Origin of the sequence: Methylocystis sp. ATCC 49242, from assembly GCF_000188155.2 — a bacterium.
Classification (GTDB): Bacteria; Pseudomonadota; Alphaproteobacteria; order Rhizobiales; family Beijerinckiaceae; genus Methylocystis.
Map to the genome: position 1 here is coordinate 4,280,864 of NZ_KE124774.1, position 12,943 is coordinate 4,293,806.

Annotated in this window: 14 protein-coding genes and 1 tRNA gene; 7 read left to right on the forward strand and 8 right to left on the reverse strand. The window is 65.7% G+C overall.

The genetic code is table 11. From position 1 onward, the window contains the following. Positions 1 to 80: 80 nt before the first annotated feature. Positions 81 to 983: an EamA family transporter gene (locus MET49242_RS22850; RefSeq protein ID WP_036286440.1), complete on the reverse strand. Its 903-nt coding sequence runs from the start codon at positions 981 to 983 to the stop codon at positions 81 to 83. A 33-nt stretch (positions 984 to 1,016) separates the two neighbouring features. Beyond that, entirely contained in the window at positions 1,017 to 1,745 is a 729-nt protein-coding gene (locus MET49242_RS22855) for a class I SAM-dependent methyltransferase (protein WP_036286443.1), read from the reverse strand. 204 nt (positions 1,746 to 1,949) lie between these two features. Here MET49242_RS22855 and MET49242_RS22860 point away from each other — a divergent pair, with 204 nt between their 5' ends. The 3 genes from MET49242_RS22860 to MET49242_RS22870 all read left to right on the forward strand — a co-directional run bounded on the left by MET49242_RS22860 (position 1,950) and on the right by MET49242_RS22870 (position 3,971). After that, the gene (locus tag MET49242_RS22860) at positions 1,950 to 2,291 is read left to right on the forward strand and encodes a hypothetical protein (protein WP_144259779.1); all 342 of its coding nucleotides are present in this window, start codon (positions 1,950 to 1,952) and stop codon (positions 2,289 to 2,291) included. Positions 2,292 to 2,546: 255 nt separating this feature from the next. Beyond that, positions 2,547 to 3,035 (forward strand): restriction endonuclease, encoded by a 489-nt coding sequence (locus MET49242_RS22865; protein WP_244430879.1) that lies wholly within the window; start codon positions 2,547 to 2,549, stop codon positions 3,033 to 3,035. A 246-nt stretch (positions 3,036 to 3,281) separates the two neighbouring features. Further along, positions 3,282 to 3,971, forward strand: coding sequence for a spermidine synthase (locus MET49242_RS22870; protein WP_036286451.1), 690 nt, complete (start codon positions 3,282 to 3,284; stop codon positions 3,969 to 3,971). Between the two features lie 583 nt (positions 3,972 to 4,554). Here the strand turns inward: MET49242_RS22870 and MET49242_RS22875 are convergent. Continuing rightward, a tRNA-Glu gene (locus MET49242_RS22875) sits at positions 4,555 to 4,630 on the reverse strand. A gap of 112 nt (positions 4,631 to 4,742) precedes the next feature. Between MET49242_RS22875 and MET49242_RS22880 the strand changes: the two genes are divergently transcribed. Both MET49242_RS22880 and MET49242_RS22885 read left to right on the forward strand, forming a co-directional pair. After that, the gene (locus tag MET49242_RS22880; protein WP_036286454.1) at positions 4,743 to 6,044 is read left to right on the forward strand and encodes a glutamate-5-semialdehyde dehydrogenase; all 1,302 of its coding nucleotides are present in this window, start codon (positions 4,743 to 4,745) and stop codon (positions 6,042 to 6,044) included. 88 nt (positions 6,045 to 6,132) lie between these two features. After that, complete coding sequence (locus MET49242_RS22885; RefSeq protein WP_244430880.1) at positions 6,133 to 6,702, forward strand: nicotinate-nucleotide adenylyltransferase; 570 nt, start codon at positions 6,133 to 6,135, stop codon at positions 6,700 to 6,702. Positions 6,703 to 6,708: 6 nt separating this feature from the next. On the opposite strand, the gene MET49242_RS22890 is transcribed toward MET49242_RS22885, so the two are convergent. Continuing rightward, on the reverse strand, positions 6,709 to 7,005 hold the full coding sequence (locus tag MET49242_RS22890) for a hypothetical protein (RefSeq protein ID WP_036286459.1): 297 nt from the start codon (positions 7,003 to 7,005) through the stop codon (positions 6,709 to 6,711). 272 nt (positions 7,006 to 7,277) lie between these two features. Between MET49242_RS22890 and MET49242_RS22895 the strand changes: the two genes are divergently transcribed. Next, positions 7,278 to 8,756, forward strand: a complete 1,479-nt coding sequence (locus MET49242_RS22895; protein ID WP_144259780.1) for a metalloprotease — start codon at positions 7,278 to 7,280, stop codon at positions 8,754 to 8,756. Here MET49242_RS22895 and rimO read toward each other — a convergent pair. Both rimO and MET49242_RS22905 read right to left on the reverse strand, forming a co-directional pair. Further along, on the reverse strand, positions 8,738 to 10,087 hold the full coding sequence (gene rimO, locus MET49242_RS22900; protein WP_036286465.1) for a 30S ribosomal protein S12 methylthiotransferase RimO: 1,350 nt from the start codon (positions 10,085 to 10,087) through the stop codon (positions 8,738 to 8,740). The genes MET49242_RS22895 and rimO overlap by 19 nt on opposite strands. A gap of 235 nt (positions 10,088 to 10,322) precedes the next feature. Further along, a complete protein-coding gene (locus MET49242_RS22905) occupies positions 10,323 to 10,532 on the reverse strand; it encodes a hypothetical protein (RefSeq protein WP_036286468.1) in 210 nt (69 codons plus the stop codon). A gap of 32 nt (positions 10,533 to 10,564) precedes the next feature. On the opposite strand from MET49242_RS22905, the gene MET49242_RS22910 reads away from it, so the two are divergent. Beyond that, entirely contained in the window at positions 10,565 to 11,548 is a 984-nt protein-coding gene (locus MET49242_RS22910; RefSeq protein ID WP_036286470.1) for a beta-ketoacyl-ACP synthase III, read from the forward strand. A 375-nt stretch (positions 11,549 to 11,923) separates the two neighbouring features. Here the strand turns inward: MET49242_RS22910 and MET49242_RS22915 are convergent, their stop codons facing one another. Next, positions 11,924 to 12,160, reverse strand: coding sequence for a thioredoxin family protein (locus MET49242_RS22915; RefSeq protein ID WP_036286471.1), 237 nt, complete (start codon positions 12,158 to 12,160; stop codon positions 11,924 to 11,926). 88 nt (positions 12,161 to 12,248) lie between these two features. Beyond that, positions 12,249 to 12,917, reverse strand: coding sequence for a MarR family winged helix-turn-helix transcriptional regulator (locus MET49242_RS22920; RefSeq protein WP_051134432.1), 669 nt, complete (start codon positions 12,915 to 12,917; stop codon positions 12,249 to 12,251). Positions 12,918 to 12,943: the final 26 nt, after the last annotated feature.

The following is a 12,943-nucleotide window of genomic DNA, read 5'->3' on the forward strand; positions in this document are numbered from 1 at the left end:
GGCGCCGCGAGTAAAGCCAGGAGTCGCCAGCAGCATGTCTGCGGCGGGTTTCTGCCGCTCGACCTTCTATGAAGGAGGGGTCACCCCCTCGCCAGCGCAATCATCACCGCGCCTGCCAGCATCACCGCCGCGCCGAGCAGGCGGCCGCCGGTCTCCTCTTTCAGCACTCGCCCGCTCGCCAGCACGGTGAACAGCGCAGACAGCCGCTTGATCGCTATGACGTAAGGCGTGAACAGCACCGTCAGCGCCCACATCTGCACCGTATTTCCGAACGCCATCGCCGAGCCGGCGCCGAGCGCGTAGCGCAACGTCCGCAGGCGCGGGGCGGGGCGGCCTCCCGCGGCCCAATAAGCGAAGGCGCATAGCGCGATCACGATCGTCACCGCCGTAATCCAGATCAGCGGCGTCGAGGCCTGCACGCCGAGCTTGTCGATATTGGCGGTGACGCTCCATATCACCGCCGTCGCGATCATCGAGCGCGCGCCCGCGTCGCGCGCGAAGATCGCGAAATTGAACCGCTTGCCATTGGTCTGATTGGCGTCGAGCAGCCCGACGCCCAGCACCGTGAACAGTACGCCGAACATGCCTAAGGGCGGCGCCTGCTCGCCCGTCATGACCGGCGAGGTGACGAGCATCAGGACCGGGGTCAGCAGGACGAGCGGCGCGACGAGCGAGGCGTCGGAGAGGCGAAAGGCGCGGATGTAGAGGGCGTAGGCGACGACATTGAGCGCGCCGGACCAGGCGAGCAGCGTCCAGAAATTCGGCCGCGTCACCTCCGCCAGCGTCGCGCCCGGCGCGCTCAGCAGCCCCGGATGGGCGATGAGGCAGGAGGCGGTCAGCAGCAGCGCGCCGACGCCCCATTGTGCGGCGAGGATGGCGCGATCATCCGCCTCCCGAGTCGCGGCCTTGGTGCCGAGATCGGTGAGGGATTGGCAGATCGCCGTCACGAGCGCGGCGAAGAGGGCGAGAAGCGCGAGATCCATGGCGCGCTATACCGCGCCGGCCGCCATTTGCAACTAGGGTTTCACCGCGCGCAAAAGCGTGTCGACGCCGTCGCGGAAATCCACCGTGACGGGCGCGAAGCCGAGCGCGGCGAGTTTCTTCAATGACGGCTCGTAATACATGATGTGGTCGGGCGACTCGTCGCTGTAGAGATGGACGACCCAGTCCTCGAGCAGATCGAGCCGGTTCATCTCCCTGAACATCTTGAACCAGCGGCGGACCATGGTCTGCGTGTCGGCGAGATGCGCGGCGCGGTCGTCCATCGCGTAACGGTCGCCGTTGATGAAAAGCCCGCCGGATTTCAGCACGCGAAAGATCTCGGCGAGAACGTCGTCGCGGTAGTCGTCGAGGAAATTGTGGATGGCGTAATTCGAGGCGACAACGTCGACGCTCGCGTCGGGCAGGGCCTGGAGCGCGGAGAGCGCATCCGCTTCTTTGAACTCGACGCGGCCGGCGGCGACGTAACCGGCGAGATTTTCGCGCGCCTGCTCCAGCATTCTGGCGGCGCTGTCCACGGCGATGAGCTTCAGATCATCGCGGCCGGCGAGCAGCGCCAGCGTGCAGACGCCCGTGCCGCAGCCGATCTCGAAGCCGGTCAGCGCGCCCGCCTCGGGGCGCCACGCGCCGACCGTCTCGCCAACGCGTTTCGCGAGGTAAGCGTGGTTCGGGCACATCAGCCGCAGCATGTCATATTCGGCGCCGATCGGGCCGGTGAAGAGATTGTCCTGCAGGCGTGACGACATTTCGCGGGCTTCCCAACAAGATGGACGCTGAGCGTTGGTAACGGCGGCGGATGCGGAAATCAATTTTTCCCCGCGCGCCCGCTGCGTTCGTCGCGGCAATGCTTTTGTCAATCGACTGTGGCGCGAAACGAGATAAACTGCGCCATAGTCCGTGGCGCCGGGCTGGAGCTGCGCCGGATCGCGGCGGACGCAGGGGAGGGGATCGTGAAAACAATCGTCGCCGCGCTCGCTATGTTTCCGATCCTGCTCTTGGCGCCGGGCCCCGCCGCCGGCGCCGTGAACTGCTATCCGCAGGCGGCGGGCGTGGCGGGCGTCATCGCCGATCAAAAGGACGTCATCGCCGCCGTCAATTGTCTCGGCCAGCAACTCGCAGAATTGCGGCGAGCCGCCACGATCTCGGATCAGAACCAGACAGCGCGCGTGGAGGAGTTGGCCCGGCAAATTGCGGAGCTGCAGGGCGCCGTCGAGGTTTTGTCGAGACGCGTCTCGGCGCTCGAGGGCCGGCTGAACGATGTGCTGACGCCTCTGGCGACGAGGCCGTGGTAGGCTGGCGACTGAAATCGAGCGTCAGTGATCCCGCCCCGCGCGCGTGATCACGCCGATTCAGCGGGGAGCCTCGAAACCGCGATGCGATGCTCGGCGCGAGCGGAGCGGCCGAGCCCGGCCTTGTCGCTTGGCGCCAACATCGAAAAAAATTTATCTCCAGCCTTTCATATCTCATAGATTTGACGCCTGAACGGATGACCATCACGGGGAGCAATGGTGCGCTGCCAGCAGAAAAGTCGCGGCACGGCAAATTGCGTGATCTGGATTGTCGTATTCACCGTCCTTGCCGGACTCTTCTGGCCGCGCGCCGCTGGCGTCGTCTTCATGGGTCTCGCATTTCTCGGTCTGCTCCATCTGGCGGTGCTCGCTCATGAAGAGGTCACGGAGGCCAGGTTTCAGGAGGACATGAGTCCGGAAGAGTTCGAGCACTATTGCGCCGCCGTGTTGCGGGAGATGAAATGGAACGCCCGCGTCACTCGCGCCAGCGGCGACCAGGGCGTGGACATCGTGGCTGACAAGCGCGGCATGCGCATAGTGATCCAGTGCAAGAAGTATTCGAAGCCGGTCGGCAATCGCGCGGTTCAGGAAATTGTCGCAGCGATCGCCCACGAGGACGCGCAGCGAGGCGTCGTCGTCACCACCAGCGATTACACGCCGGCGGCCGAGAGGTTGGCGGCCTCCAATCAGGTTCTGCTGCTGCACCACGCGGATTTACGCAGGATCGACAGGCTTCTTGCCCGGTGATCGACCGCAGCAGTCGCCCCTCCACTGGAGGCTATGGAGGCGAGGCGGACGGGCGCGACTTTGGACATCTGGGGGCCGGCAATGCGACTGCGTCCGTATGAGCCCGCATGTCCGAGCCGACGCGGGGGCATATGTCGAGCCGGGCCGATCTCTCGCCTTGAACCCGTTTTCTGGTGACAAGCGCATGATTTTGAACCAATGCATGTCGATGCGCGAAACGCCGCCCGCTGAACCCGAAAGCCGCAGATGATTCCGCGTATATTGCTCGACACGGCGCAGATTCCCGGCGGCGAGGGCGAGCTGCGGCTCATGCGTCGCGGCGCCGAATTCTCGATCATGTTGGGCAACAACGAATTGATGAACAGCCGCCTCAGCGGCTCCGAGGAAGCGCTCGCCACGCTTTCCTGCGAGAGGATTCGCGCCCGCCCGCAGCCGCGAATTCTTATCGGCGGGCTGGGGATGGGATTCACGCTGCGCGCGGCCCTCTCCGTCCTGGACGCGCAGGCGCGGATTGTCGTCGCCGAACTCGTTCCGGCGGTTGTGGCCTGGGCGCGCGGTCCAATGGCCGAGGTCTTCGGCGACAGTCTGACGGATCCGCGCGTGCGCATCGAGGAAGCGGATGTCGGGCGCGTGATCCGCTCCGGTCGTTCGGCTTTCGATGCGATTTTGCTCGATGTCGACAATGGTCCCGAAGGGCTCACCCGCGAGGCCAATGACAGTCTCTACTGCATCGCGGGATTGACCGCCGCCCGCGATGCGCTTCGCCCCGGCGGCGTGCTGGCGGTCTGGTCATCGGGGCCGGATCAGAATTTTTCGCGGCGCCTCGGCAAGGCCGGCTTCGATATGGACGAGGTCAAGGTGCGCGCCAACCGGGCGCGCGCCGGCTCCCGGCATGTCATATGGCTCGCGACGCGGCGCGATGCGGGAAGCAGCTGAGCGTATCGACAGCCGCGCAGCTGTTTTCTCGCGGCGCGGCCCAGCGTAGCGGCGGCCCTTCATATCGGCGCGGGCTTTATCGAAACATTCGATAAAGGGCTTCGAAGAGGCCGACATCCACCGATATCAGCATCAGCGCTATCGCAGCGATTTCCGCCAGTCGGAGCAATTCCCTTTGCATGCGCATCATACGCTCCCTTGGTGGCGCGTGTGATGCGAGTCAGGTGGCGCGGTCTTCCGCATGAACAAGCGGGACGCGTCGGGGAGAAATACTCGGGCAACAAAAGACGGTTAGCGCCGCCTCGGCGACAACCGCCAGCGCCTGAAGCCGCGTCCGGCGGATCGCGCTAATCTGCTCCACGAACCGGGCGAGCGGATTCTGCGCTCGTTGGCGAGTCTCGCCACCGTCTTACTGAAACCTCGAAGCGTCCAAGAGGAGTTGTCGCCTTGAGGCGGCTCGGTCAAGGGATTGGCTGGCGAACAAGGAGGTCGATGCGCCGCCGCGCTCGCTCCATCCATGCGGGTGAGCTTCCGATTTCCGCCCGCCGAACGGCGGCCGCAATTAAGATATATTTGATTTCCCTGGCGCTCCCTAGGGGACTCGAACCCCTGTTTTCGCCGTGAGAGGGCGACGTCCTAGACCGCTAGACGAAGGGAGCGGGGAGGCCGTTCTATAGACTGCCCGTTCCCGCTCGGCAAGAGGCTCGACGCCGACTTTTCCGCTTCTGTGCATCGTGATAGCGGAACAGGGTTCTTTACCGGATCATCGACATGACGCAGCCCCTGAGAAACGAAACGCCCGACGCCGACGCTGCGGGTCTCGCCGCCGCGCTTTCCGAACTGGGCTGCGCCGCCCGGCAGGCTGCGCGCGCCGTGGCGCTGGCGAGCGCTGAAGCCAAGAACAGGGCGTTGCGCATGGCGGCGGAAGAAATCCGTCGGCGGAGCGGCGCGATCCTCGCCGCGAACGCTCTCGACGTCTCCGACGCCAGGGCGCGCGGCACGGCGGGCTCCTTCATCGACCGGCTAACGCTCGATCCCTCGCGCGTCGAGGCCATCGCGCGCGGCGTCGAGGAGATCGCCGATCTGCCTGATCCCGTCGGTCGCGTGCTCGCGCGATTCGAGCGGCCCAACGGGCTTGTCATCGAGCGCGTGTCGACGCCGCTCGGCGTCATCGGCGTCATCTATGAGAGTCGCCCCAATGTGACGGCCGACGCCGGCGCCCTGTGCCTCAAGGCCGGCAACGCCGTGATTTTGCGCGGCGGCTCGGAAAGCCTGCGTTCCTCGGGCGCCATTCACGCCTGCCTCGTGGCGGGGCTCGAGGCGGCCGGATTGCCGAAGGCGGCGATCTCGCTTGTGCAGACCGCGGACCGCGCGGCGGTTGGCGCCATGCTTGCCGGGCTCGACGGCAATATCGACGTCATCGTGCCGCGCGGCGGCAAGAGCCTCGTCGCGCGCGTGCAGCATGAGGCGCGCGTGCCGGTCTTCGCGCATCTCGAAGGGATCGTGCATGTCTTCGTGCACAAGGACGCCGATCTCGACATGGCGAAGCGCGTGCTGCTCAACGCCAAGATGCGGCGCACCGGCATTTGCGGCGCGGCGGAGACATTGCTCGTCGACAAGGCCTGCGCGTCGACGCATCTCACGCCGCTTGTCTCCATGCTCATCGACTCGGGCTGTGAAGTGCGCGGGGACGCGGCGACGCAGGTCGCCGACGCGCGCGTGAAGCCGGCCGCCGAGGAGGACTGGAGCGCGGAATATCTCGACTCGATCATCGCCGCGAAAGTGGTGGACGGACTCGACGCCGCGATCGACCACATCGAGAAATATGGCTCGCATCACACCGACTGCATCATCACGCGTGACGAGACGGCGGCGCAGCGATTCATGAATGAAGTGGATTCCGCCATCGTGCTGCACAACGCCTCGACGCAGTTCGCCGACGGCGGCGAATTCGGCTTCGGGGCCGAGATCGGCATCGCCACGGGCCGCATGCATGCGCGCGGGCCTGTAGGCGTGGAGCAACTCACCTCGTTCAAATATCGGGTGCATGGGGCCGGTCAGGTGCGGGGGTGACGGGCGGCGCGTGGATTTCCTGTCGCTCGAACCGCCATCGTCGGGCATGAGGCGCGGTTTCGTCCGCCTCCCCCCTCACGCGCCCGGCATGCGCATCGGGCTTTTCGGCGGCTCTTTCAATCCGCCGCATGAGGGGCATCTGTTGGTCTCCCGTATCGCGCTGCGGCGGCTGCGGCTCGACAGGCTCTGGTGGCTGGTTTCGCCGGGCAATCCATTGAAGGACACGCGCGAACTGCCCTCGCTGGCCGCGCGTATGGCGGCGGCGCGGCGCATTGCGCGCGATCCGCGGATCGTGGTCACGGGTCTGGAGGCGGAGGTCGGCGCGCGCTTTACGATCGATACGCTGCGCTATCTGCGCGCCCGCTGCCCGGGCGTTCGCTTCGTCTGGATCATCGGCGGGGACAATCTGCTACAACTCGATCGCTGGCGACGATGGGAAGACATCATGCGCCTTGCGCCGGTCGCCGCCATCGACAGGCCCGGCGCGACATTGCGCGCCGCCAACGCAAAGGTGGCGCTGCGCTTTCCCCAGTCTCGACTTCCGGAGCGCAAGGCCGCGCGGATAGCGTTCACTGCTCCGCCCGCCTTCATTTATCTGCACGGGCCGCGCAGCGCGGTCTCGTCGACCGAGCTGCGCCGAGGCGCAAGGCGGCCCTGACCGGTCCTATTTCCGGTCGAACAGCGGAATGATCCAGCGCTTGTAGGCCCAGAAGCTCGCTGGGATGCCGACGAAGATCGCGAGCCACATCATCATGGAGCTATCCATGCCGCCGCGCTCGTAATAGCCACCGCCTTCCGTCACCGCCTGCGTGTAGGGGTTGCGCACGAACAGCGTCAGCGCGAAGGAGCCGACGACGATCGCGCCCACAATGTAATAGAAGCTCTTGGGCACGAGGATCACTGGCCGGGCGTTTTGCGGCGGCTTCTGTTCTTCCGGCGAGTTTTTCTGATCTTCGGACATGGGTGCTCTCCTACATGTTTCCATCCGACCGCTAATATGGGCGGCGCCGCGTGGGTCCGCCACAACTATCGTCAGTAGCGCTAACGGCGGAGGCGACCGGATTTTGAAACCTTCTGCAATCTAGCTCCTGCCACAGCCGGGGGCAGGGCGTCTTTTTCGCCAAATAGCGTACAAAGCAAATAATAACCGTACATCCGGTCCCGTTCGAGCTTAAACGGTCCGTGAACCGCTCCCGCGCGACTTTGGCGCATACATTCATATGGAGCGGCGCCGTGACCGGCAGCGAGACTTTCTCCCTTCTGCAATTCCTCGGCGGCGCCTTCGTCTCGCTCATCTGGTGCGCCATCGGCTTCGCCGCATGGTGGATGATGTTCCAGGCTCCATTTGGTCGACGAACGTTCAGGGCCAGCGTTGCGATCAAGGCGCCGGTCGAGAGGATCTGGTCCGCCTTTCTGCTCGAGCCGTCGCCGCCCGGCGGCTGGGGCGGCGCGCTTGAAATTTCGGGGCAGGAGTTTCGCGGAGAACCGCCGTCGCGACACAGGGTCGTCGTGCGGCATGGCGGGATGGGCCCTTTCCGGGATACGGTCTGGCGCATCCTGCGGCTCGAGCCTTTCACCCTGTATGAAGCCGAACAGGAAACGATCGGCGGAAAGGCGGTCGGCGCCCGTGAAGCCGCCGTCATGCGCCTTCGGCTCACGCCGCGAGGCGGGGAGGCGTTGGTCGAACAGGAGACGAGGCGACTCGTGCGAGGCGTCTTCGGCTTTCTCTACGTGCCCCGGGCCAATCGCCGATGTTTCGACCATTTGCGCGCGCACTGCGAGGGGCTGGAGGCGATGAATGCGGTGCCGATCGTGAGCCGTTCGGCGAGTTTTCTGCTCGCTATCCTCGCTTTCGGCGCCGTCGTTGCGCTCTTTTGCGCCGCCAATCCGGAAATCTGGGAAATTGTCGCCTTCATAGCGATTTTCCTTCAGCTGGCGCTCTGGACGCACGAATACGGCCATCTGATCGCCATGCGCTGGTTCGGCCAGCGCGACGCGACGCTTCTCATGCTTCCCTTTCTCGGCGGCGCCGCGCTCAACACGCGGCGGCCGCGCTCGCGTTTCGAGGAGGCGATGATCGCGCTGATGGGGCCGGCCTTTTCGGGCGCGATCGTGCTGGCGCTCACGCCTTTCGCGCCCTGGGGGCTGAGGTTTTTCGAGGCGGGGACGGACCCTGAGGCGCTGAGCTGGACGGCTCCCGGCGCGCCTGCGACATGGGCGGGCCTTTGCGTCGTCGCCTTTCTTGCGATGTCCATACCCATTAATCTCTATAATCTCACGCCCATTGGCGCGCTCGACGGGGGCAGGGTCGTCTCGGCGCTGGCGCGGGGGCGCCTTTCGCGCGCGCTTCTCACGGCGGGCGTTTTTGCGGCGCTGGCGTACGCCATCGCGGGGACGGGGAGCGCGAATGACTTTGGCGCGGCGATCGCTTTCGTCGCCGTCGCCGCGGCTTCCGCGCTCCTTGCCGGCGCTAACGGGCAGGATGAACTCGCGCCGATGAGCGGGGGCCAAACGGTGACGACGGCCCTGCTGCTCGCCGTGACGCTTTTCATCCATGTCGACGCCTCGCGCACGCTCCTGCCGCGCTTCATGGCGGCGGTGCGTGACGGCGTTGGCGGGACCGCCGACGCGGGCCCGCCAATATCAGCGACGGCCTCGCGCTATGTCGTCAGCGAGACCATGCGTCCGCAGGGTCAGACCGCCGCGCCGTAAACGTCATAGGCGTCGGCGCGGTCGACCTTGACGGTCACGATGTCGCCCGGGCGCAGCGGCCGGCGCGACTCGACGAAGGCGGCGCCGTCGATCTGCGGCGCGTCGGCCTTGGTGCGGCCTTTGGCGAGCGCGCCAGACGGCCCGCCGCCCGCTTCGTCGATGATGACCTGCAGGCGCTTGCCGACCTTGCGCTTCATCAGCCGGGCGCTGACGGCCTGCTGCTTTTCCATGAAACGCTTCCAGCGCGCCTCCTTCACTTCCTCGGGCACGGGCGCCAATCCCAGCTCATTTGCGGGCGCGCCGGAGACCGGCTCATATTTGAAGGCGCCGGCGCGGTCGATCTCGGCTTCGTCCAGCCAGTCGAGAAGCAGCTGGAAATCCTCCTCCGTCTCGCCGGGGAAGCCGACGATGAAGGTCGAGCGAAGGGCGAGGTCGGGACAGGCCGCGCGCCAGGCCTTGATGCGCGCCAGCGTCTTTTCCTCATTTGCCGGGCGCTTCATCGCCTTCAGCACATTGGGCGCGGCGTGCTGGAAGGGAATGTCGAGATAGGGAAGGATCTTCCCCTCCGTCATCAGCCCGATCACCTCGTCGACATGCGGATAGGGGTAGACGTAATGGAGCCTCGTCCACAGGCCGAGTTCGCCCAGCTCGCGGGCGAGATCGAGGAAGCGGGCGCGCACCGCGCGATCACCCAGCATGCTCTCCACGTAGCGAAGGTCGCGGCCATAGGCGCTGGTGTCCTGCGAAATGACCAGCAATTCCTTGACGCCCGCGCGGGCGAGCTTCTCCGCCTCGCGGAGCACCTCCGCCGCCGGGCGCGAGACCAGAGGGCCGCGCAGATGAGGAATGATGCAGAAGGAGCAGCTGTTGTCGCAGCCTTCCGAAATCTTCAGATAGGCGTAATGGCGCGGCGTGAGCTTCACGCCCTGTTCGGGCACGAGATCGACGAAAGGATCATGCGCGGGCGCGACGGCGCGATGGACGGCCTCGACGACGCTCTCATATTGCTGGGGGCCCGTGATCGCGAGCACCTCGGGGAAACGCTCGGCGATCGCCTCGGGTTCGGCGCCCATGCAGCCGGTGACGATGACCTTGCCGTTTTCACTGAGCGCTGCGCCGATCGCCTCCAGCGACTCCGCCTTGGCGCTGTCGAGAAAGCCGCAGGTGTTGACGACGACGACATCGGCGCCCTCGTGGCGCCGCGCGAGTTCATAACCCTCGGCGCGAAGTCGGGTGACGATGCGCTCGCTGTCCACGAGCGCCTTGGGGCAACCCAGCGAAACAAAAGAAACGCGCGGGGCGGCGGAATTAGGCTTCAAGTCTTCCTGCATCAGGCCCGATTGCCACGCCGCGGCGGGAATGGCAATCGCGGCGGGGCGGCGGCTCAGGCGAGCATGGCGCCGACGAGGGCGTAAAGAGCAACGGCGGCAAGAACGAGGGCGTGAATCATGAACGCAAACTCCACTGTGCGCGCCGGAGCGCGCGCCTAAAGCGATTGGACTTTTTGAGAGCGGCGTCGACCGCCGGTTACGAGGCGACGACTAACACGTTAATAGATTGCGCCTCTTAACAAACCGTTTCCGCAACGCGAATCCGGATTGCCGGAATGTGGCGGAATTTGCGCGGGGAAGAGCGCCGGAGGGAGGCATAATTCAACATTTTCATTAATTTGCGACGCGCCGTAAAAACAGTTTTGCGCTCGCCGTCCGCGCCTCTATGAATAGCCGCGCCGTAGTCGCCCGCGCGGGGCAAGTCGCCATGCGCGTTAATTTCCATCAGCGCCGCCGTCCTAAAGGAAGACTTGACCCTTGCCGAATTCGATCGTTCTCGGAACCGGATCCTACGCGCCGAGTCGCGTCGTCACCAACGCCGATCTCGAGAAGATGGTCGCCACCAACGGCGACTGGATCGTCAGCCGCACGGGCATCAGGGAGCGGCGCGTCGCCGCGGACAGTGAGGCGACCTCCGATCTTGCCGCCGCCGCCGCGCGCGAGGCGCTGGCCTTTGCGGGCGTCGATCCTGCGGATGTCGACATGATCGTCGTCGGCACGGTGACGGGCGATACGCCCACGCCCTCCTGCGCCGCTTTCGTGCAGGCCAGGCTCGGCGCGAAGAACGCGTTCTGTTTCGACGTGGCGGCGGCCTGCGCAGGGTCGCTTTACGGCCTCACCATCGCCGACCAGTTCATTCGCTCCGGCATGGTGAAGCGCGCGCTCGTCATCGGCGCCGAGACGCTGAGCCGGTTCGTCGACTGGACCAATCGCGAGACCTGCGTGCTGTTCGGCGACGCCGCCGGCGCCATCCTGCTCGGCGCGACGGAGGAGGAGGGTCACGGCCTTCTCGCCGCGACGCTGCGCACGGACGGCTCGATGACTGACATTCTCGGCATTTTCGGCGGCGGCAGCCGCCGCCCATTGTCCGAGGAGTTGCTCGCCGACAATGGCAACAAGATCAAGATGCGCGGCCGCGAGGTCTACAAGGTTGCGACGCGGCTTCTGCCGGAGGTCGTCGCCGACACGCTCGCCAAGGCCGGACTGTCCGCCAGCGACGTCACCCATGTAATCGCCCATCAGGCCAATCAGCGCATCATCGAGTCCGCGCTCGACAATCTCGGCGTGCCGGTCGAGAAGTGCTGGATCAACATCGACCGCTATGGAAACACGTCGAGCGCCTCCATGCCCATCACGCTCGACGAGGCCAATCGCGCCGGAAGGCTGAAGAAGGGCGACGTGATTGCGATGATGGCCATCGGCGCCGGCATGACGTGGGGCGGCGCCGTCCTGCGATGGTGACGGCGGCTGAGGCGCGGGCGGCATCGTTCGGCGGCGATTGCTAAATCAGTTCGTCGTCGCCGGAAACATCCAGCTCCAGCCCACGATCATGAGGCTCAGGCACCAGATCGCCGGACCGACGACGATGACGATATTGGCGATGCGATCTTCGCTCATGTTTTCCCCTCCGGATCATCGAACGCAGGTTGCGTTCCGTGGGCGAAGGGAATGGCACGGGAGCGGCTGAGTGCGGCGTGCGTCAGCGCACGGGCGAAGGACTTTTGCGGGGAGCGTCAGGAAAAGAAGGGGCGGACCCCGGGGGGAGGCCCGCCCGACAGGAACCGTCAGATCATTGCGCGGTGCTGAACGGTTCCCGCTTACTGGTAAGGTGGCGCGTTACTTCAGCGCGGCGAGGTCCGCGCCAAAATTTATGTGGTAGGGCTTGCCGCCCAGCACAAGCGCCGGCACCGATTTCACGCCGGCCTTCTCGGCCTCGCCGATCCGGCTCTTGTCCTGCCCGAGATGCACGATCTCGACCTCGAACTTCTTGGGATCGAGGCTTTCCGCCAGCTGACGTTCGGCGTCGACGCAGACCGGGCATCCGGCGTGGTAGAAGACGGCTTTTTGAGACATAGTGCGTTTCCTTCTTCGTGATGCGAAGTGGGATGAAAGGCGGTTCGTCGGCTGCAACCCGGCGAACCGCCGCTTTTTTCCGGGGCGCTCAGGGCGCCGCCGGTCTCGCGGCGTCGCGTTCGGCGACGCCGAGAAACTTGTTCCAGACCTCCTCCTGATCCTGCGCCGCTTCATGGTCGGCGCAATCGAGCCTGAGCGCCGGCGCGCCGAAGGCGGCGTCGACGAGAGCGCAGTGATGCGGGGCTTCCGCGTCGTCATGCGCGTAGGGGCGAAAATACTTGCAGCTGACGCACATGCGTTGCGGCGGGATCGCGCCCTCTATTTGCAGATTACGGATGAGCCGAATGACGAGGCCGAGCAGTTGCGATTGCTCCTGCGCGCCCAGCGCCTGCAATGCGCGCTCGGTCGCACCGGCGCGCGCCTCGATCGCTCCGCTCAGCGCCAGTCCGCGCTCGGTCGCGGCCACGGTGGTCGCGCGACGATCCTGCGCATCCGGGCGGCGCTCGACGAGCCCCTTCTTCTCCAGCGCGGCGATGGAGTCCGTCGCTGTCGGCTGGCTTGCGCCGAGATGGGCGGCGATGGCGCCGACGCGAGCGCCTTCGTGACCGGCGAGATAGCCGAGTATCTGCGCCTGCGTCGGATTGACCGGCGCGGTCTCCAGCGCGCGCCAGCGATCGGCGCGCAGCGCCGCCGAGACGCGCTCGAGACCGTCGATCAGTCGCTTCGTGATGGCTGCGGAAGGGCCTCCGGTGCTCATACCGGCATATTTATAGGACTCCTAAT

Bases quoted from the DNA above. Each gene is read 5' to 3' on its own strand.
- MET49242_RS22855 (WP_036286443.1), bottom strand. From the start codon at position 1,745: ATGTCGTCACGCCTGCAGGACAATCTCTTCACCGGCCCGATCGGCGCC.
- rimO (WP_036286465.1), bottom strand. From the start codon at position 10,087: ATGCAGGAAGACTTGAAGCCTAATTCCGCCGCCCCGCGCGTTTCTTTT.
- MET49242_RS22905 (WP_036286468.1), bottom strand. From the start codon at position 10,532: ATGGAAATTAACGCGCATGGCGACTTGCCCCGCGCGGGCGACTACGGC.
- MET49242_RS22870 (WP_036286451.1), top strand. From the start codon at position 3,282: ATGATTCCGCGTATATTGCTCGACACGGCGCAGATTCCCGGCGGCGAG.
- MET49242_RS22915 (WP_036286471.1), bottom strand. From the start codon at position 12,160: ATGTCTCAAAAAGCCGTCTTCTACCACGCCGGATGCCCGGTCTGCGTC.
- MET49242_RS22880 (WP_036286454.1), top strand. From the start codon at position 4,743: ATGACGCAGCCCCTGAGAAACGAAACGCCCGACGCCGACGCTGCGGGT.
- MET49242_RS22920 (WP_051134432.1), bottom strand. From the start codon at position 12,917: ATGAGCACCGGAGGCCCTTCCGCAGCCATCACGAAGCGACTGATCGAC.
- MET49242_RS22890 (WP_036286459.1), bottom strand. From the start codon at position 7,005: ATGTCCGAAGATCAGAAAAACTCGCCGGAAGAACAGAAGCCGCCGCAA.
- MET49242_RS22850 (WP_036286440.1), bottom strand. From the start codon at position 983: ATGGATCTCGCGCTTCTCGCCCTCTTCGCCGCGCTCGTGACGGCGATC.
- MET49242_RS22885 (WP_244430880.1), top strand. From the start codon at position 6,133: ATGCGCATCGGGCTTTTCGGCGGCTCTTTCAATCCGCCGCATGAGGGG.